21 protein-coding genes, 2 tRNA genes and 1 pseudogene are annotated in these 26,819 nt (G+C 41.9%); 8 read left to right on the forward strand and 16 right to left on the reverse strand.

The window, feature by feature from the left end; all coding sequences use genetic code 11:
- Nucleotides 1-34: 34 nt before the first annotated feature.
- From AY606_RS12030 to AY606_RS12050, 5 genes are all read right to left on the reverse strand, one after another.
- Entirely contained in the window at nt 35-2,158 is a 2,124-nt protein-coding gene (locus AY606_RS12030) for a type IV pilus secretin PilQ (protein WP_502692129.1), read from the reverse strand.
- A 61-nt stretch (nt 2,159-2,219) separates the two neighbouring features.
- Nucleotides 2,220-2,747, reverse strand: a complete 528-nt coding sequence (locus tag AY606_RS12035) for a pilus assembly protein PilP (protein ID WP_067868892.1) — start codon at nt 2,745-2,747, stop codon at nt 2,220-2,222.
- The gene (locus AY606_RS12040) at nt 2,747-3,472 is read right to left on the reverse strand and encodes a type IV pilus inner membrane component PilO (protein WP_067868895.1); all 726 of its coding nucleotides are present in this window, start codon (nt 3,470-3,472) and stop codon (nt 2,747-2,749) included. The genes AY606_RS12035 and AY606_RS12040 overlap by 1 nt, the downstream gene beginning before the upstream one ends.
- Entirely contained in the window at nt 3,469-4,113 is a 645-nt protein-coding gene (locus AY606_RS12045) for a PilN domain-containing protein (protein ID WP_067868898.1), read from the reverse strand. The genes AY606_RS12040 and AY606_RS12045 overlap by 4 nt, the downstream gene beginning before the upstream one ends.
- Nucleotides 4,113-5,174, reverse strand: coding sequence for a pilus assembly protein PilM (locus tag AY606_RS12050; RefSeq protein ID WP_067868901.1), 1,062 nt, complete (start codon nt 5,172-5,174; stop codon nt 4,113-4,115). The genes AY606_RS12045 and AY606_RS12050 overlap by 1 nt, the downstream gene beginning before the upstream one ends.
- A gap of 165 nt (nt 5,175-5,339) precedes the next feature.
- Between AY606_RS12050 and ponA the strand changes: the two genes are divergently transcribed.
- Nucleotides 5,340-7,868 (forward strand): penicillin-binding protein PBP1a, encoded by a 2,529-nt coding sequence (gene ponA / locus AY606_RS12055; protein ID WP_067868904.1) that lies wholly within the window; start codon nt 5,340-5,342, stop codon nt 7,866-7,868.
- A gap of 38 nt (nt 7,869-7,906) precedes the next feature.
- Here ponA and AY606_RS12060 read toward each other — a convergent pair whose 3' ends face one another.
- The 9 genes from AY606_RS12060 to AY606_RS12100 all read right to left on the reverse strand — a co-directional run bounded on the left by AY606_RS12060 (nt 7,907) and on the right by AY606_RS12100 (nt 18,704).
- Nucleotides 7,907-8,710, reverse strand: coding sequence for a putative RNA methyltransferase (locus AY606_RS12060; protein ID WP_067868905.1), 804 nt, complete (start codon nt 8,708-8,710; stop codon nt 7,907-7,909).
- 79 nt (nt 8,711-8,789) lie between these two features.
- Nucleotides 8,790-9,908 (reverse strand): phospho-N-acetylmuramoyl-pentapeptide-transferase, encoded by a 1,119-nt coding sequence (mraY, locus tag AY606_RS12065; RefSeq protein ID WP_067868907.1) that lies wholly within the window; start codon nt 9,906-9,908, stop codon nt 8,790-8,792.
- A complete protein-coding gene (locus AY606_RS12070; protein WP_067868909.1) occupies nt 9,908-11,314 on the reverse strand; it encodes a UDP-N-acetylmuramoyl-tripeptide--D-alanyl-D-alanine ligase in 1,407 nt (468 codons plus the stop codon). The genes mraY and AY606_RS12070 overlap by 1 nt, the downstream gene beginning before the upstream one ends.
- Nucleotides 11,315-11,323: 9 nt before the next feature.
- A complete protein-coding gene (locus AY606_RS12075; RefSeq protein ID WP_067868911.1) occupies nt 11,324-12,820 on the reverse strand; it encodes a UDP-N-acetylmuramoyl-L-alanyl-D-glutamate--2,6-diaminopimelate ligase in 1,497 nt (498 codons plus the stop codon).
- A gap of 10 nt (nt 12,821-12,830) precedes the next feature.
- Complete coding sequence (ftsI, locus tag AY606_RS12080) at nt 12,831-14,654, reverse strand: penicillin-binding protein PBP3 (protein ID WP_067868913.1); 1,824 nt, start codon at nt 14,652-14,654, stop codon at nt 12,831-12,833.
- A 13-nt stretch (nt 14,655-14,667) separates the two neighbouring features.
- Nucleotides 14,668-15,000, reverse strand: coding sequence for a cell division protein FtsL (ftsL, locus tag AY606_RS12085; protein ID WP_067868915.1), 333 nt, complete (start codon nt 14,998-15,000; stop codon nt 14,668-14,670).
- Nucleotides 15,000-15,923: a 16S rRNA (cytosine(1402)-N(4))-methyltransferase RsmH gene (gene rsmH, locus AY606_RS12090; protein ID WP_067868917.1), complete on the reverse strand. Its 924-nt coding sequence runs from the start codon at nt 15,921-15,923 to the stop codon at nt 15,000-15,002. Before rsmH ends, ftsL begins: the two co-directional genes overlap by 1 nt.
- Nucleotides 15,924-16,438: 515 nt before the next feature.
- Nucleotides 16,439-17,458: a sulfate ABC transporter substrate-binding protein gene (locus AY606_RS12095; RefSeq protein WP_067868918.1), complete on the reverse strand. Its 1,020-nt coding sequence runs from the start codon at nt 17,456-17,458 to the stop codon at nt 16,439-16,441.
- Between the two features lie 244 nt (nt 17,459-17,702).
- Nucleotides 17,703-18,704, reverse strand: coding sequence for a sulfate ABC transporter substrate-binding protein (locus AY606_RS12100; RefSeq protein WP_067868920.1), 1,002 nt, complete (start codon nt 18,702-18,704; stop codon nt 17,703-17,705).
- A 364-nt stretch (nt 18,705-19,068) separates the two neighbouring features.
- On the opposite strand from AY606_RS12100, the gene AY606_RS12105 reads away from it, so the two are divergent.
- The 5 genes from AY606_RS12105 (at nt 19,069) to AY606_RS12125 (ending at nt 22,013) form a co-directional block, all read left to right on the forward strand.
- Nucleotides 19,069-19,371 carry a hypothetical protein gene (locus tag AY606_RS12105; RefSeq protein ID WP_067868922.1) on the forward strand — a complete coding sequence of 101 codons (303 nt, stop codon included), beginning with the start codon at nt 19,069-19,071 and terminating at the stop codon, nt 19,369-19,371.
- Nucleotides 19,372-19,503: 132 nt separating this feature from the next.
- Nucleotides 19,504-21,012, forward strand: coding sequence for a glutamate--tRNA ligase (gene gltX, locus AY606_RS12110; RefSeq protein WP_067868924.1), 1,509 nt, complete (start codon nt 19,504-19,506; stop codon nt 21,010-21,012).
- Nucleotides 21,013-21,069: 57 nt separating this feature from the next.
- Nucleotides 21,070-21,145: transfer RNA gene (locus AY606_RS12115), tRNA-Ala, on the forward strand.
- A gap of 30 nt (nt 21,146-21,175) precedes the next feature.
- Nucleotides 21,176-21,251 (forward strand) — tRNA-Glu (locus tag AY606_RS12120).
- 420 nt (nt 21,252-21,671) lie between these two features.
- The gene (locus AY606_RS12125) at nt 21,672-22,013 is read left to right on the forward strand and encodes a zinc-ribbon domain-containing protein (RefSeq protein WP_067868927.1); all 342 of its coding nucleotides are present in this window, start codon (nt 21,672-21,674) and stop codon (nt 22,011-22,013) included.
- 30 nt (nt 22,014-22,043) lie between these two features.
- Here the strand turns inward: AY606_RS12125 and AY606_RS12130 are convergent, their stop codons facing one another.
- Complete coding sequence (locus AY606_RS12130) at nt 22,044-23,006, reverse strand: cation diffusion facilitator family transporter (protein WP_067868931.1); 963 nt, start codon at nt 23,004-23,006, stop codon at nt 22,044-22,046.
- A 188-nt stretch (nt 23,007-23,194) separates the two neighbouring features.
- On the opposite strand from AY606_RS12130, the pseudogene AY606_RS12135 reads away from it, so the two are divergent.
- Nucleotides 23,195-23,404: pseudogene (locus AY606_RS12135) on the forward strand (hypothetical protein); the annotation flags it as partial.
- Nucleotides 23,405-23,465: 61 nt separating this feature from the next.
- Here AY606_RS12135 and ettA read toward each other — a convergent pair.
- Nucleotides 23,466-25,124 carry an energy-dependent translational throttle protein EttA gene (gene ettA / locus AY606_RS12140; RefSeq protein WP_067868934.1) on the reverse strand — a complete coding sequence of 553 codons (1,659 nt, stop codon included), beginning with the start codon at nt 25,122-25,124 and terminating at the stop codon, nt 23,466-23,468.
- 307 nt (nt 25,125-25,431) lie between these two features.
- On the opposite strand from ettA, the gene AY606_RS12145 reads away from it, so the two are divergent.
- Entirely contained in the window at nt 25,432-26,709 is a 1,278-nt protein-coding gene (locus tag AY606_RS12145; RefSeq protein WP_067868937.1) for an O-acetylhomoserine aminocarboxypropyltransferase/cysteine synthase family protein, read from the forward strand.
- Nucleotides 26,710-26,819 lie beyond the last annotated feature (110 nt).

Raw genomic sequence — 26,819 nt, forward strand, 5'->3', positions numbered from 1 at the left:
AGTCACCTATTTATTTTGCTAAATTCAAAATATATTAATGATTTCTTGAAACACTGTCATTAACAATTCGTGGTGTAACAAAAATCAATAACTCTCGCTTATTATCCGACTTCACATCTTTGCGGAATAAACGACCAACGTAAGGAAGATCACCCAGGAATGGAACCTTAGTTTGTTGGTTTGAAGTTACTTGCTCAAAAATACCGCCTAATACCACCGTCTCGCCATTATCAACCAGGACATTGGTATTAATTTGATTTTTATTAATCGTCAATTGTCCAGTCGGAGTTGGATTTCCCGGAGTATCACTGGTGATGTTTAACAACATTTGAACCTTACCGTCAGGGGTAATACTTGGCGTTACATCCAAACTCAGTACAGCATCAATAAATTCAGTGGTAGAAACTGCATTTGCACCGCCACCTTCTGAGGATTGATAAGGAATCTGCGTACCGGATGAAACTTTGGCTGTTTGTTTGTCTGCGGTTAGGACTTTAGGAGTTGAAATCACTTCACCATAACCATCTGCTTGAAGTGCAGAAAGTTCTAGATCCAGCATAAAATCAGACAAACTGATTAAACCAAAGGCAATACGGCTTGCACCTTGACTGGTTACACCTAAATCTACATTTAAGTTCTGTGGACGTTGAATGGTATATTTACCATCATCGTCAGGTGTTTTTAAATCCCACAAAGTTTGATCACTACCACCGACCAACAAATCATTATTTTGATTAATACCTTGTGACAAGATACCCCATTTCACACCCATTTCTTTACTAAACTCTGTGGTAGCACGAACAATACGTGCCTCGACCATGACCTGTTTCACTGGAATGTCAAGCAAGTCGACCATTTTGCGGACTTTATCAATATTTTGTACAGTATCATTAATAATCAGTGTATTGGTACGGGCATCAACGGATATTGTCCCACGTGAGCTTAATAAACTTTCACTAGAGTTACTATTGTTACTACTATTATTGCCAGAATTAGAATTATTTGAAGATTTTGTTTGGGTAATCAGTTTTTCAATATCGGTAACCTTGGCATAGCTGAGTTGCATGTACTCTGTCTGAATTGGTGCCAATTTTACGCTTTGCTCTATCGCCTTCGCCTGCTCTTCTTCTGCTTTAATTAACTCAGAAACTGGTGCAATCCAGATGACATTACCATTACGACGCTTATCTAAATTCTTGGTTTTTAGAATAATATCTAATGCTTGATCCCAAGGTACATCCTTTAAGCGCAAGGTGATATTGCCTTGTACCGTATCAGCAGTCACCATATTGATTTCAGTGAAGTCTGCCAATAATTGCAGCACACGACGCACTTCAATATCCTGAAAATCTAGAGAAATCTTTTTACCTGTGTAACTATTTGCAGCTTTTGGTTTAAGCGGGTTTTTATCTTCAGGTCGTTTTAAACTGATCGTAAGCTTATTGTCCGCCTGATAGGCCATATATTCATAGCTACCGGAAGTCTGAATGGTAATGACACCATTGCCACCATTATTATTGGCATCAATCGTCGATACAGGTGTTGCAAAATCATTTACATTTAAACGACGCGCCAAGTGTGCAGGCACTTTATTTCCTAAAGTTCGTACCACAACTTTACTGCCTTGCTGCTGCACATCTACCTGTGTGTTGGTGCCGAGCAAATCAATAACGACCTGTCCTTCACCCTGACCACCGCGCTGGAAGCCAATATTGGAAATGCCTTGGGTAGTAGCTCTTTGAGTAACAGCCTGTTGCGTCGTAAATGCATTACCCGCAGCAGAATTAATTTTTAAAATAAAAGTATTGCCTTCGACGCGTGTAGTAAAGGCGCCAGCATCAGCCAAATTCACCGTTAAACGTGAACGTTGCGCATCAGAGCTTACATCGATAGAACTGGCTTCTTTGGTGGCCACTGCAATGCTATTTTGTTTTAAATTTTGCTGTGCTTTATCAAAGTCCAGAATCAGACGTGATGGCTGCTCTAATTGATAGGCTTGCGGCTGCGGCGGTAAGCCATTAAACATGACACGAATTTCTGTACCCTGACCTGCAATTTGCATCGGCACAATATTGGTAATACTGACTTGTGCATTGGCAACTTGCATTACTGCAATTGCAACTGCACCCATAGAAAATTGACGGAACAAATGGTTCATTGTATTGCCATCCCCAAATATAAAATCTTTAAAACTGTTATTCATTTTTATTCCTTTAAACTTAAGGCGCAGGTCCAATTAATATCAGACTTCTTGGACGCTCTACATATCCTTCCCGTCCATCTGGAATAATTTCCATGAGATCGATTTGTGTTGGCGTAATCTTCACCACACGACCATGATTCACACCCATGTAACTACCACGCTGTACGCGCTCTATTTCGCCATCTGGTGTTTGAATCAAGGCCAAGATCTGCCCCGACTGGTTACGCATACTACCCTTCATATTCAAGGATTCAATGGCATAGCTTTCTAAAGGCTGTAGTTGACGTGACAAGTTAGGATAGACACGTTTTCCTGCCATTACTCTCAATTCAGCAGCCAGCGAACTCGGTAAAAAAGGGCTTTTCAGTTGATGCGCTGCATAGTCAAATGTCGGTACAGGGGGGAAAACAGGTGCCGGTTCAATCGGTAATGGCGGCTGATTACGAATACTGGCCATTTGCTCATTGACCGCATCAATCCGAGAATCACACCCCACCAATAACAAGCCCAACATCAGGCTTAAAGTCATTTTTTCTATTTTCATTACTGTGCCCCTCCAGCTGTAGCAGTTGAATTTGCATCTGCTGCTTGAGTTTCTGTAGCACCGATATAACGATAGGTTTTAGCTTTAACATTATAGGTAATTTGAGGAATATCGGTTTTTTTCTCTTTATTTTCCGTACCGGTAATATCAAAATCGTGCAAAGTAACAATACGCGGAAGCGCGGCTATGCCACTGACAAAAGAACCAAAGGCATGATAATCACCAGTTGCTTCAATCGAAATAGGCTGCTCAATAAAGAACTCTTGCTTGATTTCATTTTCTAAACGGATATTTTTAAATTTCAGACCAGAATTTACCCCACTGACGTTGATATCTTCAACCAATCCCGGGATTTCAGTTTCTTTAGGTAACTGTTCGAGTTGCTGATTAAAATTCGCTTCCATTTCTTGTAACTGTGCTTGCAACTGTTGCAAATTACGCAGTTTTGAATCTTTTTCACGAAACTCGTTCAGCAAATTTTGTTCTTGAGCGCTGGCATTAGAAATTGCCTCTATTTGACCTTTAATCAGCGCAAAATATCCCAGAATACTAATCATCAGCATAATTAAAATCCAGCAAGTGATTTTAACCGATAATGGCCAGCTCCCGTAGTTATTCATATCCAAGGTATTGAACTGCTGAAGAAACTTATCTAAGGTCATCTTCTTTTTAGGAGTAACAACCCCTTCATTTGGATTTAATTCATCAAATTCATCGAGACTCATTGTGCTGCCCCCACGGTTGAATTAGCTGGATTTTGTTGTTGTGCTTCTGGGGTTGTCGGTTGTGCAATTTCATCCAAGTCAGCAGTAATAACGAATGAACCATAACGTTCTTCAACACGAGGAACCACTGAACTCGGAGCTTTATCTTTTTGCTCTTCAACAGCTAAAAAAGAATTCATAAATGCGTTTCGATACCAAGCCGAAGCTTCTAAATTACGCAAGAATTCTGCCACCGTGTTTGGACTTTCTGCTTTGCCTTCAATGGTAAATTTATCACCGGTACGGACAAATTTCGTGATGTACAGATTACTTGGTGTAACGCGTGCCATTTCATCAATTAGGCGAACAGCAATGGGGCGTTGTCCTTGCAAGCCTTGAATCAACTTCATGCGCTCAATAATGGCATCTCGTTGCGCTTCCAAACCTTCTAAAGATTTCAGTTGCACATCAAGGTTTTGATTGGTACTGGTAATCAGTTGGTTGGCTTGTTCTTGATCTTCAAGTTTATGATCATAGTAAAACCATGCCAAAGCGACGGCTATAGCCCCGATTAATGCCATACCAATACAAATGGTAATAAATTCTTTTTTTCGTCTCTCTCTCAGCTCATCGCGCCAAGGGAGCAGGTTAATTCTCGCCATTAATCAAAACTCCTTAATGCCAAACCACACGCCACCATGAGAGAGGAAGCATCATTCTCTATCTTTTTAATATCAATTTGTGGAGAAAAGCCCATTTGTAAAAATGGGTTGGCAGTAGTCACACGATAACCCAGCTTTTGTTGCAGTAGCTTGGCGAGCCCCGGAATATTGGCATTACCGCCTGCCAATAAAATATGGTCAATCTCATTGAACTGTGAAGATGAGAAAAAGAACTGTAATGAGCGTGCTGCTTGTTGAACCACAGCTTCTAGATAAGGTTCCAACACCTCAACATCATAATCATCAGGCAATGAACGACTTTTTTTGGCGCGGCCGGCTTCTTCAAAAGACAAACCATAACGATTTTGAATTTCTTGAGTAAGCTGTTTGCCACCGAATACCTGCTCACGCGTATAAATGACTTTATTATTTTGCATCACAGATAAGGTCGTCATGGTATGACCAATATCTAAAATACCGACCGTATTTACGCCCATAGGCAAAGTATCGGAAAACACCTGATATGCATTTTCGATAGCAAAACTTTCAACGTCCGCAGTTTTAGGTGTTAAGCCGGCAAGCTCTAAAACTTCAGCACGTGCTTCAACATTTTCAAGACGGGTAGCCACCAAAAGTACATTGACCCGATTCGGGTTTGCCAAACGATCCGGCAACACCTCAAAATCAAGACTCGCTTCATCTAATGGGAAAGGAATATATTGCTCTGCATCCATACGAATTTGAACTTCACGTTCATCGTCCGTCATATCTGCATCCATCTCAATCGTTTTGGTAATGACCATTGAAGTTGGAATTGCAAGCGCTGCAGCTGTGGATTGAGTATTGGCAAGATTAAGTGCTCGCTCTAATGCATCCCCCACCGCTTCTGGATTCAAAATATTCTTTTCGACCACACTCCCTTCAGGTAAAGGCACCAGTGCGTAGCTTTCAACCCAATATCTATTACCGCTCTTAACAGAAAGTTCTAACAATTTAACAGAAGTAGAACTAATATCTACTCCAATTAACCCCTTATTTGGCTTACGATATAACCTGAGCACAATATAATTCCTATTATTTTTTTATCCCCAATAAAAGTAACCTACTAATCAGTGTTGGTCTATAATTTTATACAGATACAATAACGCCTCTAACAATCTGTATATGTAAACGTTATACTGACCGCCAATTAGTTTGCCATTAGCTCTTATTAAAACTTACTTGTTATGAAAAAGCTATCTCGTTCGGGCCATGTTCATCCATTTTTTTTGATCATAATTATAGCATTGGTCGCAATTCCGATGGGATTCTATGGCATGTATCTCTATATTGCCCCATCTTTACCTAAAATGACCACTTTAAAAAAGGCGCCGTTATTAAAGCCCTTGCAGGTGTACAGTGCTGATAATCAACTTATTGCAGAATATGGTGGCAAGTTATCTGTCCCGGTAGACTACAAACAGATTCCCAAACCCTTCATCTCTGCCTTCCTTGCAGCAGAGGATTCCTCTTTCTTTGAACATAGTGGTATTAGTTTTAAAGGCTTAGGACGAGCGGTCAGTGAAACAATCACCGGATCCAATGTGCAAACCGGTGGTTCAACCATCACGATGCAGGTGGCAAAAAATTATTATTTAAGTCCTGAACGGACATTGAAACGTAAACTGACTGAAATTTTCCTTGCTCGCAAAATAGAACAGAACTTAAGCAAAGAGGAAATTTTAACACTCTATGTGAATAAAATTTTCTTGGGCAAAAATGCCTACGGTATCGCTGCAGCAGCGAAAATTTATTACAACAAAAATCTGGACCAGCTAAGTATTGCCCAAATGGCGATGATTTCTGGTCTGCCCAAAGCACCGTCTAAATATAATCCTGTAGTCAATCCAACACGCGCATTGGAACGTCGTAACTGGATTTTAGGCCGTATGCTGCAATTGGGCTATATCAATCAGTCACAGTATCAAAAAGCCATTGCTGAACCCATTAATCTGGATATGCCAGACCGCGGCATTAATAACAAACATCCGTATGTCGGAGAAATAGTACGCTCGGAACTGGTTGAAAAATTTGGCGAACAAGCCATTGATTCTGGTTATAAGGTTTATACAACCGTTGACAGCAAACGCCAAGCCTATGCAGAACAGGCGGTGCAAGAAGGTTTAGAGGCCTATGATCGTCGTCATGGTTGGCGCGGTGCTGAAGCAAACGATAAACCGCTGACTGAATTCAGTGCCTATGCAAATACTTATCCTGCGAAAGTTATTAAAGTGAATAGCAATTCTTTTGATGCACTGATGCAAGATGGCTCTACAGTGACCGTGCCTTGGTCAGGAATGTCATGGGCCTATCCTTATAGAAATGCCAACAGTGTCGGCCCTGCTCCACGTCAAGCTTCTCAAATTGTTAAAATTAAAGATATTATTCGCTTACGCCCTAACGATGATAAAACCTCATGGGCACTGGTTCAAGTCCCTAAAGCTCAAGGTCAACTGATTGCAATCAACCCCAATAATGGAGCAATTGAAGCCATTGTCGGAGGATATAATTTTTACCAATCTAAATTCAATCGTGCCTTACAAGGCTGGCGTCAACCTGGCTCAACCATTAAGCCGTTTGTTTATGCTTTGGCCCTTGAACGTGGTATGACGCCGTATAGCATGGTCAATGATAGTCCGATTACGATTGGCAAATGGTCACCGAAGAACTCGGATGGTCGTTATTTAGGAATGATTCCTTTACGTCGCGCCTTGTACTTATCTCGAAATACTGTTTCTGTTCGATTGCTACAAACTGTCGGGATTGAACGTACGCGGCAATTATTTATGGATTTTGGTCTGCAGGAAAATCAGATTCCACGAAACTACACCATTGCTTTAGGTACACCGCAAGTACTTCCAATTCAAATGGCAACCGGTTATGCAACCTTTGCCAATGGTGGTTACCGTATTCAGCCACATTTTATTGATCGTATCGAAGATGCCTATGGCAAAGTGATTTATCAAAGTAATCCGGAATATGCATGTATTTCTTGTATCAATCAAAACGATGCAGAACAGGAATCAGCTGAACCAGTAACTCCAGATGACGAAGTGATTCAAGTCACCAATCAAACTTTGCAAGCAGAAAAAGAACTCACCCAACTGCAATTGGATGAATCCAAAAGCAAGTATCGTCAGGCGCAGCGTATTTTAAAATCCAGTTCTGCTTATGACATGGCCAATATTCTGCGTGATGTAATTCAACAGGGTACAGGTCGCGCAGCACTTAAAATTGGTCGGGATGATATTGGCGGTAAAACTGGTACCACCAATGATGCTAAAGATGCCTGGTTTGCCGGATTCAATGGCAAGCTGGTGACTGTGGCATGGGTCGGTTTTGACCAACCAACCACACTCGGGCGTCGTGAATATGGTGGTGTTGCAGCTTTACCAATCTGGACCAACTTTATGGGCAATGCCTTAAAAGGAACACCCGCAGCATGGGTTCATTTCGATAAAAATGCCAAAGCACCGACCAACCATAACCAGACCGTAACTGTTGGCGAAACTGCTACAGAGGATCGCTCTTCTCCCCCATTGGCGCGCCCATTGTATCGTCCAGCACCTGTTGCACCAGCACGTGCACCTGAACGTGACTTTGATGACCTGCCTGGAGAAGAAATACAGGCTCCAGATCATACAGACTCTTCAAACACGCAAAACCAAAACAATAAACCGGACGCACTTCAACGTTTAATTGATGTATTTGAATAAATTCATAAAAGCCCTCAAATGAGGGCTTTTTATTTGGCTTATTTCTTTTTAAACAAATAAATCTGAAATTGCCCTTTTAACGCGAATTGCTCATTCTGCTCCAGTATCTGTCGGCGTTCCGGTTTTGCTTTATACGCATACGGCGTCATCGCAATCAGGTTTTTCAAATCCGCCTGTTGCAGAGTAAAAGGCGCGTCAACAATAATTTCATCTATTAATTCAAAAGCATCTGTCAATTGGTCAACAAACTTATGTGGTTCATGTGGATTCACTTCTTCAAACAATACCTCACGCATCGCATATAAGTGTTCAGTCGCAGGGGTCACCACCATCAAATAGGCATGGGGCTTCAGTACGCGCAATATTTCCTGCTTGGGAATAGGACTAAACAAACTGGTACATAAGTCAATTGAGGCATCCATAACAGGAAGTGTGGCACCTGTTCCCACTACCCAAGTCACTTTTTTATTGAGCTTAGCCGCAACCTGTACCGCATTTTTGGCAATATCTACACCTATACATTGCAGTACTTCTGCCTGCATGGCATTGGTGTAATAGCCTTCACCACAGCCAATATCGAGCAGGTTTCCAATGCGTAATTCATGAATTTTATCAACCACTGCCTTTTGCAAAGGTGCATAGAACCCGGCACTTAAAAATGCACGGCGCGCCTGCACCGATTCCACGGTATCGCCTGGGTTCTTACTGTGTTTATGCTGTACAACATGCAAATTAACATAACCCTGTTTTGCCACGTCATAACTGTGATTATTGACACAGTGCCATGTTTTCTCGGTCAGTTTCAGTGCTTCATGACATACAGGACACATCAGCAGATTCATATTTTCTCCAGTGCCTGAAAATCAGGCGATAAAAAAGCCGGCAGATGTGGGAGCAAATGCCGGCTTTTCGAATATTTGCTTAGCGCAATTTTAAGGTCATTAAGCCTAAAACTACCAGCATAATCGTGATAATCCAGAAACGAATTACCACCTGGGTTTCACGCCAGCCTTTTTTCTCGTAATGGTGATGTAGCGGCGCCATCAGGAATACACGTTTATTTCGCATACGCAGTGAACCAATTTGCAGGAATACCGAAATGGCTTCAACCACAAACACACCGCCCATAATCGCAAACACGATTTCTTGGCGAACCATCACCGCAATTGTACCCAACATTGCACCCAAAGATAATGCACCGACATCACCCATAAACACTTGAGCTGGATGTGCGTTATACCAAAGGAATGCCAGACCTGCACCAATCATTGCTGCACAGATCACCACCAGTTCAGATGAATATTTCACATACGGCATATGCAGATAATTAGCAAACCGAATATCACCTGCAAGGTAGGCAAACACTCCCAACCCTGCTGCAACAAGGACGATTGGCATAATCGCCAAACCATCCAGACCATCCGTCAGATTGACTGCATTGGATGCACCGTTAATCACCAGATAAGTAAAGATAATAAAACCGATACCCAATGGAATAGCGGACAAAGGAATACTGATATTTTTAAAGAATGGAATCAGCAGATCCAGCATATTCGCAGTATGCACAGGATTCGCCTGCTGCATTGCAATCACATACAGCGCAATACCTGCACCTAAAGAACCGACTGAAGTCCAAAAGAATTTTTTCTTCGCAGGCAAGCCAGCATTATCTTTATAACGGACTTTAATCCAGTCATCTGCCCAACCCACGGCACCAAAAATTACCATCACCGCAAGTACAATCCAGACATAGGGATTGGATAAATCGGCCCAAAGCAAGGTTGAAATACCAATCGAAAGCAGGATCAATACCCCACCCATAGTTGGTGTACCCATTTTCTTGGCATGACCTTCAGGAGCAAATGAACTGACTGCTTGGCCGTATTTGAGTGCTTGTAGCTTACGGATCATCACCGGCCCCAAGACCAGTCCAATAGTCAATGCGGTTAAGACACTGAGCAAAGCACGTAATGTTAAATAACGAACCACCTGAAACGAGCTGTTATAACCCGCCAGTTGTTCAAATAGCCATAACAGCATTAAAGTTTCTCCATCAAATCAGCCATCAATGTTTCCATATGGGTATAACGAGAACCTTTGAACAGGAAACTCATGGATTGAGGTTGATGTGTTTCAATTAGACTCAGCAAGAAAGGAAGCGCTTGTTCCTGAGTCAGGAAAGCCTGCATTTTTTTACCATATTGGGTACTGCGTGCGCCTTCCTGAGTGGCAGGTGAAAACTCACCTACAGCCACCACAAAATTGACGCCTGTCGCAACCAGATCTCGACCCAGCATATAATGTTGTTGTGCCGCACTTGCGCCTAATTCACCAATATCACCAATCACCATCACTTTTATCCCCTCTTGCTGCGCAAGCACTTCAGCTGCTGCACGCATCGAGGTCGGATTGGCGTTGTAGGTATCATCAATGAATAAATGTTTTTTAGCTGAAATAAAATTCAAGCGACCTTTGGCACCTGTCGCCTGTTCCAGACCGGTCACAATATCATCCAACGCAATATCCATTGCGAGTGCGAAGGCGGTCGCAGCAGTGGCATTTTGCACATTATGCTCACCGGCAAAGGGCAGGTTGACCTGGCGTACCCCATTCGGTGTATTTAAAGTAAAACTGGATGATTGCGGATGCAATTCAATTTCCGTTGCAAAAACATCGCCCTTATCACCAAAGCTTAATACCTGTTCGGTTTGTACCGCTTGACGGATCGTATCGGTAAAATCATCTGCAGCCGGAATAATCGAGGTGCCGGTTTTGGCGATATGCGCATAAATTTCAGATTTAGCCCGACAGATCCCATCGCGTCCACCAAACTCACCCAAATGCGCCGTACCAATGTTAATGATCCCAGCAACATGCGGTTGAACCAGATTTGAGGTGTAATCAATTTCACCTTGATGACTCGCACCGAGTTCCATCACGGCATATTGATGTTCAGCACGAAGCTCGAGCAACATCACCGGCACACCCAAATCATTATTCAGGTTTCCACGAGTAATCAAAGTGGGTGCCAAGCGCGATAAAATACTACCGAGCATTTCTTTGGTGGTGGTCTTACCGCTACTGCCGGTCAGCGCAATCACTTTCAATTGTGGATTTTGCGCACGGCGATATGCGCCTAAATGACCGAGGGCCAAACGCGTATCTGCAACCACCAGTTGGCAAATATCTGCATCGACCGGATGACTGACTATAGCAATTTCGCAACCCTGTGCTGCGACTAGAGCAATAAAATCATGTGCATCAAAACGCTCGCCTTGCAGGGCTAAAAAAGCATCAGCTTTTTCAGCCTCACGGGAATCCGTTAAAATCCGTTTAATGTCGCCTTGAGGCACTTTCTCATTCAACCAGTAACCTTGTGTGGCATCCGCAAGCTGTGCAGCTGTCCACGGCTCTAAAGGCACTGTACTGGTGGTCGATGTATGCATGGTTGTTTCCTATTGAGCCGGATAAGCTGAATCTGCTGTGTGATGTTGGGTAGCAATTGCCGATTGCACTTCGATTACATCATCAAACCAGTGACGCACACCGTCAATTTCTTGATAATTTTCATGACCTTTACCTGCAATAACGACAATATCGCCTGCTTGGGCTTTTTGCACGGCAAATTTAATCGCTTCACGACGGTCACGAATTTCATGCACCGCATATGCTGAAAAATCGATACCCGCTTTCATGTCAGCAAAGATTTGTTCTGGATTTTCAGTACGTGGATTATCTGAAGTAATCAAGGCAATATCTGCGCCATTGAGTGCTGCTTGAGTCATGAGTGGACGCTTGCCACGATCACGATCTCCACCACAGCCAAATACTGCCCACAACTGATTGGATACATGACGTTTTAAGGTTTTGAGTACCTGAATTAAGGCATCTGGTGTATGGGCATAATCCACCACAAATAATCGATCTTCGTCACGAATCACCTGCATCCGACCCGGCGCACCTTTCAATTGTGCAATGGTTGAAATCAGTGTAGCAAGATCAAAGCCAGCTTGCTCCGCAGTCACCAAACTTGCCACTAGGTTTTCGATATTAAAGTGACCCAGCAATGGACTCTGAACGTCAAACTCACCCTGTTGGGTAATCAATTTAAAGTGTGCACCATTTAAACTGTATTGAATATTTTCAACCTGATAATCCGCTGGCTGCGTGGTTGAATAAGTCAGAATTTTCGGTTGTGCAGGATTGGTTTTTGCTGCATCAATCATGATCTGGGCATGTTCATCATCGATATTGATAATTGCCACTTTCAAAGTTGGAAATTTGAATAAGCGTGACTTGGCTTCAGCATAGGCTTCAAGCGTACCGTGATAATCCAGATGATCACGGCTTAAATTACTGTAGGCTGCAATTTCAATATCACAGCCATTTAAACGGCCTTGTTCCAGACCATGTGAGCTGGCTTCAATCGCAGCAAATTCAGCACCTTGCTGTGCATAGCTATGCAAGGCATTTTGCAGGTGTAATGCATCTAATGTGGTATGCGAAGACGCTTCCAGATTCGGTAAAATCCCGTTACCCGTGGTTCCCATTACTGCACATTTTTTTCCCTGCAACATTAATAATTCAGCAACAAGTCGTGAGATGGTGGTTTTACCATTGGTTCCTGTCACCGCAAGAATTCGGGGCGCTGGTATGGGCTGAGTCGCTTGTAAATATTGCTTTTGCCACGCTCCCATCAGATGACGGACATTCGGCACAACCACACTATTATCCAAGCCTAAATCGGCTTCACTCACCACAGCCATAGCACCGTTTGCCAAAGCTGACTGTGCAAACTGCAAGGTTTTTTGCGGTTGAGAAAAACTATTCAGGGCAATAAAAATTTGCCCTGACTCAACGTTACGGCTATCTAAAGCAAAGCCACTGAATGGTTTGGTCATCCATTCAGTGATTTTGTCAGCGGTGTAGAGATCTTGAAATGTAATGGACATTCATCACCTGTTACTGAATTTTGGGAATATCTAAAGGTCTATCTAAAGGCACATTCATTAAACGTAGCGATTCTTGCATGACCCGTGCGAATACAGGCGCAGATACCGTCCCCCCATAGTAAGAACCTTGGGGATTTTCCACCACGACAATCATGGCCAAACGCGGATCGCTCACCGGTGCAACACCGGCAAATAAAGCACGATATTCGCTGGTTGAATAACCTTTACGGTCAGCACGTAGCTTATGTGCAGTACCCGTTTTACCGGCCACACGATAGCCCGGAATAGTGGCACGTGTAGCCGTTCCACCTGGCAATGTCGCTGTTTCCATCATCAACAATACTTGATCGGCAATTTTCGCATCAATGATTTGCTCACCCTTCGGAGGCTGGTCTAATTTATATAAACTTAAAGGAACCTTGACGCCTTTATTGGCAAGCATGGCATAGGCATCCGCAATTTGCAGCACGGTCGCATTCAGGCCATAACCGTAAGCCATGGTGCCCACTTCAGAGACATTCCATTTGCTGGGTGGCAAGATTAAGCCTCCACTTTCCCCCGGGAATTTCACTGCTGAACGCTGCCCCATTCCTACCCGCTTATAAAAAGTCGGTAAGGTGGCATAAGGCAAGGACAATGCAAGTTTCGCAACACCGACGTTCGATGATTTCTGGATAATGCCACCCAAAGTGAGTACGCCATAGTTATGCGTATCACGAATGGTATGGTTGCCAATACGCATACTGCCCGGTGAAGTATTTACCACTGAGTTTGGCGTGTATTTGCCACTTTCCAGCGCCATAGCGACAGTCAAGGGTTTCATGGTCGAACCCGGTTCAAATGAATCGACCGCACCACGGTTACGCATGGCATCTTTATTGCCTAAACTTTTTTTATCGTTCGGGTTATAAGACGGCCAACTGGTCATGGCCAGAATTTCACCCGTTTTGATATCTACTGCAATGGCAGTCGCTGAACGGGCATTATTGGCTACCCCTGCAGCAGTCAATTCACGGTACATAATATATTGCAGACGAGAATCAATACTTAAGGTGATATTTTCCCCAGCTTCAACTTCTTTAGTCACTTCAGGATCTTTGAAACGATTGCCTTTTTTGTCGCGTACCACTTGTTGGGCGCCATCCTGCCCTGATAAAGCATCATTCAGCTGCATTTCCAGACCTTCGATCCCGATCCCTTCACTATTGGTCAAGCCAATAATTTGTGCATTCGGCTGAGGTTGAGGATAATAACGCTTATAGTTTTTCTCCGTATAAACGCCTTGGAACTCACGTTTGGCAATCAGTTCAGCCTGCTGCGGTGGAATTTCTTTTTGCAGAACCAAATAACGTGAACGAGGTTTCTCGTTCATTTTCTTTTTCAACTCGGCACGATCAATTCCCACTGCATCGGCAAGTTCATCCAGATTTAAGTTTTTATCCGGTAATTGACGTTTTAGCTTACGGTTAGTGGGATCTTTAGCCAGTTCAGCCGTAATCTCATCAAACTGTTTTTTAGTTTCAAAATAGTCCCGCGGATCAATCACCACTTTCATGACCGGCGTACTAATGGCCAAAGGTACACCATGACGATCATAAATCACGCCGCGCATCGCCTTGACCTTTTCCGTTCTTAAAATATTGGCATTGGCTTTGTTTTGCAAAAAGTCTTTATTGATAACCTGTACATAAAATGCACGACCCACTAAAGCTATAAAGCAGAGTAAAACCACACTCCACATCAGATAAAAACGCCACATATCCACGCTTAGGGTGTTTTTATCCGTAATCGGCTGCTGCTTTTTACGCACTTGCTTGTTTCTGTTGTCCACCATATTACAGCTAGCCTTATTTTTTCTCGTCTGAAGTCATTGGTAAAGAAATTACAACTGTCTGTGCTGCAGGGGGTGAATACATGCGCAACTGCGTCACAGCACGTGTGCCAATCTGCGCGGTTGCACCAAAGGTTTGCTGCTCGATGAGCAAGCGCCCCCACTCTGCATTCAGGTCATCCTTTTCGCGCGTAAAAGAACTTAATTCACGATAATCATGACGATATTCAAAAACTTGAAACACCACCATAAGTGCGCTAAAAAAAACCAATACCAGTAAAACGATATAACTGATGGTTTTTTTCATCGCCACTTTTTCTGTTTTCTTTTCAACAACTTCAGTTTTCATTATTCGCCTTTCGAAGCTAAGCGTTCTGCAACTCTAAGCCATGCACTACGTGAACGAAAATTGGCTTTAATCTCTTCTTCACTGGCACGTACTCGGGAAATTTTCTTTAAACGACGAGTATCTTCCCGTTCTTGTGGCATCCCCCAACTGGTATCTTCCGCTAAAGTCGATTCTTTTTGAATAAACTGTTTAATTAAACGATCTTCTAAGGAGTGGAAACTAATCACAGCCAAACGCCCCCCAGTTTTTAGTACATCCACTGCTTGCGGCAAGAATGCTTCAATATCTTCTAATTCTTTATTAATGGCAATACGGATGCCCTGAAAAGTCCGGGTGGCTGCATGTTTATTTTTTTCCCATTTCGGATGGGCAACTTTCACAATTTCAGCCAGTTGTGCAGTCGTTTCAATATAACCCGCAGCTTTAATCGCTTTGGCAATACGGCGACTATAACGCTCTTCACCATATTGAAAAATAGCATTGGCCAAGGCTTCTTCTTCAATATTAACCAGCCATTCAGCCGCAGTCGGACCTTTTGAATTGTCCATCCGCATATCCAGTGGCCCATCTTTCATAAAGCTAAACCCGCGTTCAGCCTGATCGAGCTGCGGAGATGACACCCCTAAATCTGCCATCACCCCATCAACCAAACCAATGCCACGCGCTTCAAGTTCTTGTTTTAAATCGGCAAAACTGGCATGAATAATTTTAAACCGTGAATCTTCTTGCTCTAATATTGCTGCAGCTTCCAACGCTTGCGGATCTTTATCAAAGCCGTATACACGTGCATTTTCATCTAATTTAGAAAGCAAAAAACGGGTATGACCACCTCGGCCAAAAGTACCATCGACATAAATTCCTGTATTTCGATCTGCCAATAAGGCATCAACAGTTTCGTGAAGTAATACAGAAATATGCGACATAAGGGTTCAATCAATACTATGAAAAATTTAACTGCACATTATTACCTTGTTTTGATAAAGCTCCAAACGACTTTTTGTAGGGAAATATTACTTTCTATAGAGAAAACCGTTCTTGGATTTATGCAACGCAGATTTAAGTCATCTTTCATGTGCTCTTATCGCATTTTAACAGCTCAATACGGGTGCAAATTGTTTGTTAAAATCAGGCTTTTCCCCACACCAATGATCAACGACTCAAAGACCAAGCTGAATATTCTGGTTGTTTATCTTTGACAGGTCATTCAGATCTCTAGTTTTCTCATATCAAAATTAGAGCTACAGTATAATTCGGGCTTATTTTAAAACCTATCTCTAACAGCAAATTCAGACTAAAAATGATGACCATGGTTGAAGTCGGACGGGTCATTAATCAAAGTAAAGTTATATTTTCAATTCAAAATTTAATTTTAAAATATGTCCGATCAAAAATAAAAAAGCCCCCTATACAGGAGGCTTTTTTAGGCGAGATCAAGTAGTTATTTACGCGTGTTATAAATCTGATCGAAAGTTGCCCCATTCACAAAATGAGTTTTTTGCGCTTGAGCCCAGCCACCAAACACGTCATCAATGGTAAAGGTTTTAATTTTAGGGAATTGAGCAGAATATTTAGCGAGCACTTCTGGATTACGTGGACGGTAGAAATATTTTGCTGCCATTTCTTGACCCAATGGTGAGTACAAGTAATTGATATAGCCTTTGGCTAACCATTTATTGCCATCTTTTTCGACATTTTTATCCACAATTGCCACTGAAGGTTCAGTCAAAATTGACATTGAAGGATAGATAATGTCGAACTTATTTTTACCTATGCTCTTTTGAGTCACCAGAGCTTCATTTTCCCAAGTCAGCAATACATCACCAATGCCACGTTCAGCAAAAGTGGTCATTGACGCGCGCGCAGCCGAGTCCATTACTTTTACGTTATGGTACATTTTACCCACGAACTCTTTGGCTTTAGCATCAGTACCACCCGGTTGCTTAAGTGCATACCCCCAAGCAGACAGATATACCCAACGTGGCAACCCACCAGTTTTCGGATTTGGGGTAATAATTTGTACGCCCGGTTTGGTTAAATCAGACCAGTCTTTAATTTGTTTTGGATTGCCTTTACGCACCATAAATACGATGGTAGAGGTATAAGGTGCAGAGTTATATGGAAACTCTTTTTGCCAACCCGGCTGGATTTGACCTGATTTAACAATTTCTTCAATATCATTGGCCAAAGCCAGGGTCACCACATCAGCTTGTAAGCCATCTACCACTGAACGCGCTTGTTTACCTGAACCACCGTGCGACTGTTTGAAATTTACCGTATGACCGGTACGTTGTTTCCAGTAAGCCCCAAATGATTTATTAAATTCATCATAAAATTCACGGGTTGCATCATAAGATACATTTAAAAATTCACGATCTGCTGCCTGAGCAGTGGTTGCAGTAAATGCAATGCCGGTTGCCAGCAATGCCGCACTGAATAACGCTTTAAATTGATTTTTCATCACAGTACAGACTAGTTATCTTCATTACTGCTAAATATATGAAATAAAATCATAAATCGCAATGAATTAAACCCTTGTGCATTCAGCCAAATACTTCACCATAATATTAAATACATGTTTCTATTCAAAATAAATTAAACAGTTTACTTATTTCGCATATATACTGTTTTCTGAATTATATATGCAAAAAACGGATAATAATCATTATCCGCTTCTGCTAAAAATCTTTAACCATCAATTAAATTTAGTTTTTCTCACTATAAATCTGATCGAAAATCGCACCATTCACAAAGTGGGTTTTTTGAGCTTTAGCCCAGCCACCAAACACATCACCAATGGTAAACAGTTTGATTTTTGGAAATTGCGCCGCATATTTTGCTGCGATTTGCGGATTACGTGGACGGAAGAAATATTGTGCAGCCAAATCCTGTCCCTTGGGTGAATATAAATAATTCAGGTAACCTTTAGCTAAATTACGGTTACCATCTTTATCCACATTTTTATCGACAATCGCGACCGATGGCTCTGCCAAAATTGAAATAGAGGGATAAATAATCTGATATTTATCTTTACCCAAACCCTGAGTTGCCAGTAAGGCCTCATTTTCCCAAGACAACAACACATCGCCAATGCCACGTTCCGCAAAAGTGGTTAATGAACCACGTGCACCCGAATCCAGCACTTTCACGTTTTGATAAAGCTTTTTCACCAACTCTTTGGCTTTGGCATCGTTACCGCCCGGTTGTTTTAGCGCATAGCCCCAAGCCGAAAGATAAATCCAGCGTGGCGCGCCACCTGTTTTAGGATTTGGCGTGATAATTTCTACCCCTGGCTTGGTTAAATCATTCCAGTCTTTAATATTTTTAGGATTGCCTTTGCGTACCAAAAACACCACAGTCGAGGTATAAGGTGCTGAATTATTCGGGAACTGTTTTTGCCAGTTTTTATTGATTAAACCTGCATTTACAATTTCTTCTATATCATTGGCCAAAGCCAGAGTCACCACATCAGCTTGTAAACCATCAATCACGGAACGCGCTTGCTTGCCTGAACCGCCATGGGATTGTTTGAAATTCACTTCTTGTCCAGTTCGCTGTTTCCAGAAATCACCAAATGCCTGATTATATTCTTGATAAAATTCACGCGTCGGATCATAGGAAACGTTGAGAAAATCTTTTGCAGCGAAGCTATGTGACGTGATTCCCCCTAATACCGCCAAAATTGTAGATGCTATTATTTTTTTCATGATTTTAAACTCGTACTTAATGATTAAAAGCACTATATAAATCTAAAATATTTTTAACAATCATATGTTTATATTGTTTTATTGATTAAAAATCAGTTTTATGGATATCTACTAAAATGCTTTTCTATGCATTTTTAATACTAAAAGACTCATAAACCAGTATGAATCTTCATCTTTGCTATAAATCTTCATGTTGTCTCCATAGTTATTTGATACAAAGGAGCTACATTGAATGGGTTTTTTATCCTTTTGTAAGAAAGTGTGACCCCATTCTACTTTTATATTTTTTTATGTGTTTAAATAGTATCACTAGAATATAAAAAGAAAATCTAGAGAGTTCCAGACCAGAAAGGGGGATGTGGAAATGAAATTTACACCAGTTATAACAGCATTGAGTTTAAGTCTAACTTTAAGCTTGATGGCTCAAGTCGGTCATACAGCTGCCATTAAAGCCACCGATGCCAAAATCAGTGTTTTACCTGAAAAAACATCGCTGATTGAAAAAGCGTTACAACAACAAAAGCAAGGTTCAAATACTTTCCGTAATGACAATGATTTAAAAGTCCTGACTGAAATTAAAGCTGCACCTACACAAAGCTTTTTTGCTGCTCAAAATCAAAAATTCAGCCGTTTTGTCCAAGTATTTTTCCCGCAAAATAATTCTTAACTTAATACCGAACTTCTTGTCCCTTTAAGAAGTTTAGACGAAGCCTAATCCTCTCAATGTCGAATTTAACATTAAGATGATTAGGCTTTTTCGTTATAATACTTTCTATTCACATTCTGAAAAATATTCATTATGACTGTTCGTACTCGTATTGCCCCTTCTCCTACAGGCTTCCCACATGTAGGCACTGCCTACATTGCCTTGTTTAACTTATGTTTTGCCAAACAGCATGGTGGAGAGTTTATTCTTCGTATTGAAGACACCGATCAACTTCGCTCAACTCCTGAATCTGAAAAAATGATTTTAGATTCATTGCGTTGGTTAGGTTTGAATTGGTCAGAAGGTCCCGATATTGGTGGCCCTCATGCCCCATATCGTCAATCTGAACGTATGGACATCTATAAAAAATATGCTTTAGAACTTGTTGAAAAGGGTCATGCATTTTACTGCTTCGCAACAAGTGAAGATTTGGATCAGATGCGTACTGAACAGCAAGCTCGCGGCGAAAGCCCACGTTACGACGGTCGTGGTTTACTTTTATCTGAAGATGAAGTTCAACGTCGTTTAGCTGCAGGCGAAGCGCACGTTATTCGTATGAAAGTACCCGCTGAAGGTAGCTGTAAATTTGACGATATGCTGCGTGGCGAAGTGGAAATTCCATGGGCGCAAGTCGATATGCAAATTTTGCTTAAAACCGATGGCTTGCCAACGTACCATTTGGCCAATGTGGTCGATGACCATTTAATGCAAATTACCCATGTGATCCGTGGTGAAGAATGGATTCCATCTGCACCTAAACACCAATTATTGTACCAATACTTTGGTTGGAATATGCCTGTGCTTTGTCACATGCCATTATTACGTAATCCGGATAAATCAAAACTGTCTAAACGTAAAAACCCAACTTCAATCAATTACTATAAAGACATCGGCGTACTTCCAGAGGCGTTATTAAACTATTTAGGCCGGATGGGCTGGTCAATGCCGGACGAAAGTGAAAAATTCACTTTGGCAGAAATGATTGAACATTTCGACATTAAGCGTGTATCGCTCGGTGGTCCAATCTTTGATGTAGAAAAGCTCAACTGGCTCAATGGTCAGTGGATTAAAGCGCTCTCTCCTGCTGAATTGTTAAATACACTTTTGGCCTGGAAAGCAGACCGTAAAATGTTGGAAGACATTGCTGCTGCGATTCAACCGCGTATCAACTTGCTGTCTGAAGCGGTGAACTGGGCTGGCTTCTACTTCAACCAATTCCCGCAATTGTCTAAAGAACAATTTGAAAGCAAAAAATTGTCTGAAGAACAGGTTCGTCAAAGCCTGCAATTCGCGATTTGGCGTTTAGAAAGCTTATTTAGCTGGAATAACGATACGGTTAGCCAAACATTAATGGACTTGGCAACTCAGATGGAAGTTAAGCTTCGTGATTTCATGCCTGCTTTCTTTATTGCCATTGCCGGTTCGACCAGTTCAACCCCGGTTATGCAGTCAATGGTGACCATTGGACCTGATTTAACTTTTTCCCGTTTACGTCATGCACTTGAAATTGTTGGCGTTCCGAGTAAAAAAGAAGCAAAAGTTTGGGAAAAACTCAATGAAAGCTTAAAATTGCCGAAAAATGACGCAGTTGATGAAGCATAAGTGATTTTATAGTTGACGTGTGGACGCAATATCCCTAATATTGCGTCCACACAGACTGGGGTCATAGCTCAGTTGGTAGAGCGCTACAATGGCATTGTAGAGGTCAGGAGTTCGATCCTCCTTGACTCCACCATCTCATGTTTTACCTGTGTTGCCTCGATAAGTCCCTATCGTCTAGAGGCCTAGGACATCGCCCTTTCACGGCGGTAACCGGGGTTCGAATCCCCGTAGGGACGCCAAATTCAAAAAAGCCACTGACCTATTCAGTGGCTTTTTTACGACCTGTATAATCACAATTAATCGAGCAGTAAAAAAACTGGTTCACCAACCTCATCTGATTCTTAGTTGATTCTTACCCAGTTACTTACGAGAAACTGCCAAGCTACAGATATACAGCGTTATGGTAATCAATAAGCCAAAAATGCCACCGATATATGTTCCTAGTAAAATAAAAGCAATCCACCACATAGTAATAATCTAGTTTTAATTCAAAACACTTATTTTAGTACATATTTTCACCATTTAAAATATAACAACAGAACGTTCAAATGAAGCGTCATGCGCTGCCTATTCCGTTCATAGTGCTGATGCCAAGTATATTTTTGCTTTCTGTGGCATTCCGATTAGAATAACCCATAGATTAGAATTATGGAGTTGCAATGCAATACCGTTGCCCAAAATGCCAAAGCCCTAAAATTATGCCTGTTGCACAATCCGGCGGACCTGCGGTACGACCAGTAGTCCCTAAAAGTTTAGTCTTTTTAATTCCTGCTGTTTTCATCTTATTGCTGTTGGTTTTAATTAGTATTGCAATGTGGATTTTTGGCGATGGCGCCGGCACTACCCTGCAATCAGCAACAGTGGCGGTATTTGTACTGTGTTTGATTGCAGGCTTTCTGTTCTACCGCGACCTGCCCGACTTTAGAATCTCGATGCAAGGTTTTATGCAGTCTCAAAAAAAATGGAAATGTCGTGAATGCAATCACGAGTGGGAAATTTAAAATAAAACTGCTTTCACATCAGCCCCATGTTCAGTCGTCGTGCTGATGTGAATCTTCATGCTGATGAGGAGATTGTTGTGGATTGTCATCCGGCTGACCATATGAATGCGCAAGACATTCATCCTCTTCAATTTGTAGCGTCATTTCAGTAATGCCATGGATATGGCTTAACATTTCCAAAGCCTGCTGATACAGGGCATTACGATCAGCCTGTGGCGCATACAAATGTACGGTCAGATGCACATTCTTCGAAGTAATCGCCCAAACCTTGAGTTGATGAATACTTTCGACATCTTTTAAACTCAGCAGATCATTACGCAGTTTTTCAATATCAATTTCTTCCGGCACACCTTCAAGCAAAATATTGATACTTTGCTTCAATAAAACCCAGGTTCGAGGCAGTACCCAAAAACCAATCAGTACCGCAATTAAGGTATCAACCCAAACCCAGTGAGTGAAATAAATAATCACTGCCCCAATAAACACGCCTACAGAACCTACAGCATCACTCAAGACCTCCAAATATGCCCCTTTTATATTCAAACTGTCCTGACTACTTGAAAATAGAATTTTCATCGAAATCAGATTAATGATCAGGCCTATAATCGCCACGATCATCATTCCCACACTTTGAATTTCAGGCGGATTGGAGAAACGCTGATAGGCCTCATACAAAATATACATCGCCACGACAAATAGCATCGATGCATTAAACAAAGCTGCCAGAATTTCAAAGCGCTGATAGCCAAAAGTACGCTTATTATCGGCAGGAAGCTTGCCTATTTTTATCGCCACCAGTGCTATCGCAAGCGCAGCAGCATCCGTAAACATATGGGCTGCATCAGAGAGTAAAGCCAAACTTTGCGTAATAAAACCGGCGATCACTTCTACAATTAAAAATGTAGTGGTCAGCACCAAGGCAAAGGTTAATTTCTTGGCATTATTTTCGGTCACAACCGCATGACTATGATCATGTCCGTGAGCTGTACTCATTTTAAAGCTCCTTATTATTTTTAGATAATTTAACTTATTACCACTGTTTTAACATCATATGACTATCTGGTTAAATTTTATAAAGCCAATAAAATATTTATATATTCTATAAACAGCCAATTACAAATCATTCATTTGAAAAATAAATAAAAACCTCCAATTCAACACTTCAAGAAAGTCAGGATCTACGTAATGCAATGTGGTTTTACCTCCGCGCAGCATTAAGAGGAGATAAAGAAGCTCAATATAAAATGGGTTTAAGCGATCTAAATGGTCAGTTAGGTTTAGTCCGTAGCTATATTCATGCAGAGCAGTGCTTAGAGCAAGCTGCACACCAAGGTCATCCTGATGCGAAAGCGGAATTGCAAAAAGCTTTTGACAGGTTGGCCTTTTGCTAAAAAATGTAAATAAAAAAACCAGCCCTCAGGCTGGTTTTTTTATTTACATCAAAATAAGCAATTAACCAATTTTTTTGTATTTAGAACGCTTTTGTGCAGCAGCATCACCTAAACGTGCCTGGCGATATGCTTCATATTCAGCATAGTTACCCGCATAGAATTCAGGCTGTTCATTTTCAAACGACAAGATGTGTGTTGCAATACGGTCTAGGAACCAACGGTCATGCGATACCACCATTACGGTACCCGGGAATACAAGAATTGCATCCTCCAGCGCACGTAACGTTTCGATATCCAAGTCGTTTGATGGCTCATCCAGCAAGATTACGTTTGCGCCTTGCTGCAAGACTTTTGCAAGTTGCAGACGGTTACGCTCACCACCAGACAAGCTGCCAACACGTTTTTGCTGATCTTGGCCTTTAAAGTTGAAACGACCGATATAAGCACGTGATGCGATTTCGTAATCGCCCACTTTCAAGATATCTAAACCACCAGAAATTTCTTCCCAAACGGTTTTATTGTCATCCAAAGTATCACGCAACTGCCCTACGTAAGCCACTTTAACTGACTCACCCAGAGTTACCGTACCGGTATCAGGTTGTTGCTCGCCGGTCATCATACGGAACAGTGTGGTTTTACCTGCACCGTTAGGACCAACAATACCTACAATCGCAGTCGGTGGCACAGAGAAGGTTAAGTTCTCATAAAGCAAACGACCATCAAATGATTTACTAATGCCTTCAACATCTACCACCTTGTTCCCTAAGCGTGGGCCAGGTGGAATGTAGATTTCAGAAGTTTCGTTACGTTGCTGGAATTCTTTAGAGTTCAACTCTTCAAAACGTTCCATACGCGCTTTATTTTTCTTTTGCTGACCTTTAGCATTTGAACGAACCCATTCAAGTTCTTTCTTTAATGCTTTCGCAAAAGATTCTTCCTGCTTGTTCTCTTGCTCTAAACGGGCATTTTTCTGTTCCAACCAAGACGAATAGTTGCCTTGGTAAGGAATACCATGTCCACGGTCAAGCTCCAGAATCCACTCGGCCACGTTATCCAAGAAATAACGGTCATGCGTAATCGCAACAATTGTACCGGCAAAGTCTTTCAAGAAACGTTCTAACCAAGTTACAGATTCTGCATCTAAATGGTTAGTCGGTTCATCAAGAAGCAACATGTCCGGTTTAGAAAGCAATAAACGACACAATGCAACACGGCGACGTTCACCACCTGAAAGCAGGTTTACATCTGCATCCCAAGCTGGAAGGTTTAATGCAGCTGCTGCCTGATCCATTTGATTGCTTAGGTTATGTGCATCCCAAGTCTGGATAATCGCTTCTAACTTCTCTTGTTCTTTGGCAAGTGCATCAAAGTCAGCATCTTCTGCTGCATATTCTGCAAATACTTCATCCAGACGTGCCAAAGCATCTAGAGGTTCACGTAAACCATCTTCAACGTTACCACGAACGTCTTTATTTGGATCTAATGGTGGTTCCTGCTCAAGATAACCGATTTTAATACCCGGTTGAGCACGTGCTTCACCTGAGAAATCTTTATCTACGCCCGCCATAATACGAAGCAAGGTCGATTTACCTGCACCGTTTAAACCAAGCACACCAATTTTTGCACCTGGGAAAAATGATAAAGAGATGTCTTTCAGGATTTCGCGCTTAGGCGGAACCATCTTCGACACACGGTTCATCGTGTAAATATATTGGGCCACGTAGGACTCCTCTATAGAAAAAACAACATTCGCATAACCATAATATTATGCGAACAAATAATTGCCGACATTATACGATGAAAGCGCTGAAAAAATAAGGCATAGCTCGCATCTTCAATAGAATGTTACAACTCAGGACACGTTTATTTTTTAAACATATTAACCCAACCTGAAACTGGTTCAAGCTGAAGTGAAAAATGATCACTGATATAAATATTCCAGATAACAATTTCACTTAAATAGCACTTTGATTCATATATAGAAATGCTAAACTTGATCAAATTTAACTCACGAAGATGAAGTAAACATGACCTATAAAGACGAAACCCTTGCCATTCATGCCGGCTATAGTCCAGACCCCACCACAAAAGCGGTGGCTGTACCAATTTATCAGACTACATCTTATGCCTTTGACAATACTCAACATGGGGCCGATTTATTTGATTTAAAGGTTCAGGGCAATATCTACACCCGTATTATGAATCCGACTACTGCGGTTCTAGAGCAACGCCTGGCTGCACTCGAAGGCGGTATTGGTGCATTGGCTTTAGCTTCCGGCATGTCAGCCATTACCTATGCCATTCAGACCATTGCCGAAGTGGGCGACAATATTGCCTCGGTTTCGACTTTATATGGCGGAACTTACAACCTGTTTGCACACACTTTGCCAAAACAAGGCATTGAAGTCCGTTTCTTTGATTACCAAGATCCGGAAGCGCTACGCGGTCTGATTGATGAGAAAACCAAACTGGTATTTGTGGAATCCATCGGCAATCCACTGGGGAATATCATCGACCTGGAAGCGATTGCGAAAATTGCGCATGAATATGGCGTTCCGGTCGTTGTCGATAACACTGTTGCCACCCCTGCTCTGCTGAAACCCTTTGAACATGGCGCAGATATCGTGGTGCATTCACTGACCAAATATATTGGCGGTCATGGCAATTCGATTGGCGGTGCCATTGTGGATAGCGGTAAATTTCCTTGGGGCAAATATCCTGAACGCTTCAAAGTGCTGAATACACCTGATCCGAGTTATCACGGGGTGAATTATGTGGAAGCTTTAGGTGAAGCAGCATATATCGCGCGTGCCCGTGTGGTGCCATTACGCAATACCGGTGCCGCCATTAGTCCTCTCAGCGTCTTCCTGATTCTGCAAGGTTTGGAAACTTTGAATTTACGTATGGAGCGTCATACTGAAAATGCGCAAAAGGTGGCGGAGTATTTAAAGCAGCATCCTAAAGTAAAATGGGTCAATTACGCTGGCCTGAAAGATCACCCACAGCATGCTTTGGCACAAAAATATGTGAAAGGTAAACCATCTGCAATTCTGTCTTTTGGGGTACAAGATGGTCTTGCAGGCGGTACTCGCTTTATTGACGCGCTGCAACTCTTTACCCGTCTGGTGAATATTGGAGATGCAAAAAGTCTGGCTTGTCACCCTGCGACCACCACCCATCGTCAGTTGAATGAAGAAGAATTGAAGTCTGCAGGTGTCAGCACAGATATGGTTCGCTTATCGGTTGGGATTGAACATATTGATGATTTAATTGCAGATTTGGAACAGGCACTGGCTCAAGTTTAATATTTTGTCAACGATTTTAAATCGAACTTTCTTCCTCATCGGGAAGAAAGTTCTGTATTTATTCAGTACTTTTTACTTATTTCTCTTTGCTTTGTTTTGAAATCATGGTA

This window comes from Acinetobacter sp. SFB (genome assembly GCF_001647545.1).
Taxonomy (GTDB): Bacteria; Pseudomonadota; Gammaproteobacteria; order Pseudomonadales; family Moraxellaceae; genus Acinetobacter.

What these genes read in the sequence shown, in the direction of transcription:
- AY606_RS12145 (WP_067868937.1), top strand. Translation starts at nt 25,432, where the DNA reads ATGACCTATAAAGACGAAACCCTTGCCATTCATGCCGGCTATAGTCCA.
- rsmH (WP_067868917.1), bottom strand. Translation starts at nt 15,923, where the DNA reads ATGTCGCATATTTCTGTATTACTTCACGAAACTGTTGATGCCTTATTG.
- AY606_RS12040 (WP_067868895.1), bottom strand. Translation starts at nt 3,472, where the DNA reads ATGAGTCTCGATGAATTTGATGAATTAAATCCAAATGAAGGGGTTGTT.
- AY606_RS12125 (WP_067868927.1), top strand. Translation starts at nt 21,672, where the DNA reads ATGCAATACCGTTGCCCAAAATGCCAAAGCCCTAAAATTATGCCTGTT.
- ponA (WP_067868904.1), top strand. Translation starts at nt 5,340, where the DNA reads ATGAAAAAGCTATCTCGTTCGGGCCATGTTCATCCATTTTTTTTGATC.
- AY606_RS12100 (WP_067868920.1), bottom strand. Translation starts at nt 18,704, where the DNA reads ATGAAAAAAATAATAGCATCTACAATTTTGGCGGTATTAGGGGGAATC.
- gltX (WP_067868924.1), top strand. Translation starts at nt 19,504, where the DNA reads ATGACTGTTCGTACTCGTATTGCCCCTTCTCCTACAGGCTTCCCACAT.
- AY606_RS12070 (WP_067868909.1), bottom strand. Translation starts at nt 11,314, where the DNA reads ATGCATACATCGACCACCAGTACAGTGCCTTTAGAGCCGTGGACAGCT.
- AY606_RS12060 (WP_067868905.1), bottom strand. Translation starts at nt 8,710, where the DNA reads ATGAATCTGCTGATGTGTCCTGTATGTCATGAAGCACTGAAACTGACC.
- mraY (WP_067868907.1), bottom strand. Translation starts at nt 9,908, where the DNA reads ATGCTGTTATGGCTATTTGAACAACTGGCGGGTTATAACAGCTCGTTT.
- AY606_RS12045 (WP_067868898.1), bottom strand. Translation starts at nt 4,113, where the DNA reads ATGGCGAGAATTAACCTGCTCCCTTGGCGCGATGAGCTGAGAGAGAGA.
- ftsL (WP_067868915.1), bottom strand. Translation starts at nt 15,000, where the DNA reads ATGAAAACTGAAGTTGTTGAAAAGAAAACAGAAAAAGTGGCGATGAAA.
- AY606_RS12035 (WP_067868892.1), bottom strand. Translation starts at nt 2,747, where the DNA reads ATGAAAATAGAAAAAATGACTTTAAGCCTGATGTTGGGCTTGTTATTG.
- AY606_RS12075 (WP_067868911.1), bottom strand. Translation starts at nt 12,820, where the DNA reads ATGTCCATTACATTTCAAGATCTCTACACCGCTGACAAAATCACTGAA.
- AY606_RS12130 (WP_067868931.1), bottom strand. Translation starts at nt 23,006, where the DNA reads ATGAGTACAGCTCACGGACATGATCATAGTCATGCGGTTGTGACCGAA.
- ftsI (WP_067868913.1), bottom strand. Translation starts at nt 14,654, where the DNA reads ATGGTGGACAACAGAAACAAGCAAGTGCGTAAAAAGCAGCAGCCGATT.
- AY606_RS12105 (WP_067868922.1), top strand. Translation starts at nt 19,069, where the DNA reads ATGAAATTTACACCAGTTATAACAGCATTGAGTTTAAGTCTAACTTTA.
- AY606_RS12095 (WP_067868918.1), bottom strand. Translation starts at nt 17,458, where the DNA reads ATGAAAAATCAATTTAAAGCGTTATTCAGTGCGGCATTGCTGGCAACC.
- AY606_RS12030 (WP_502692129.1), bottom strand. Translation starts at nt 2,158, where the DNA reads ATGAACCATTTGTTCCGTCAATTTTCTATGGGTGCAGTTGCAATTGCA.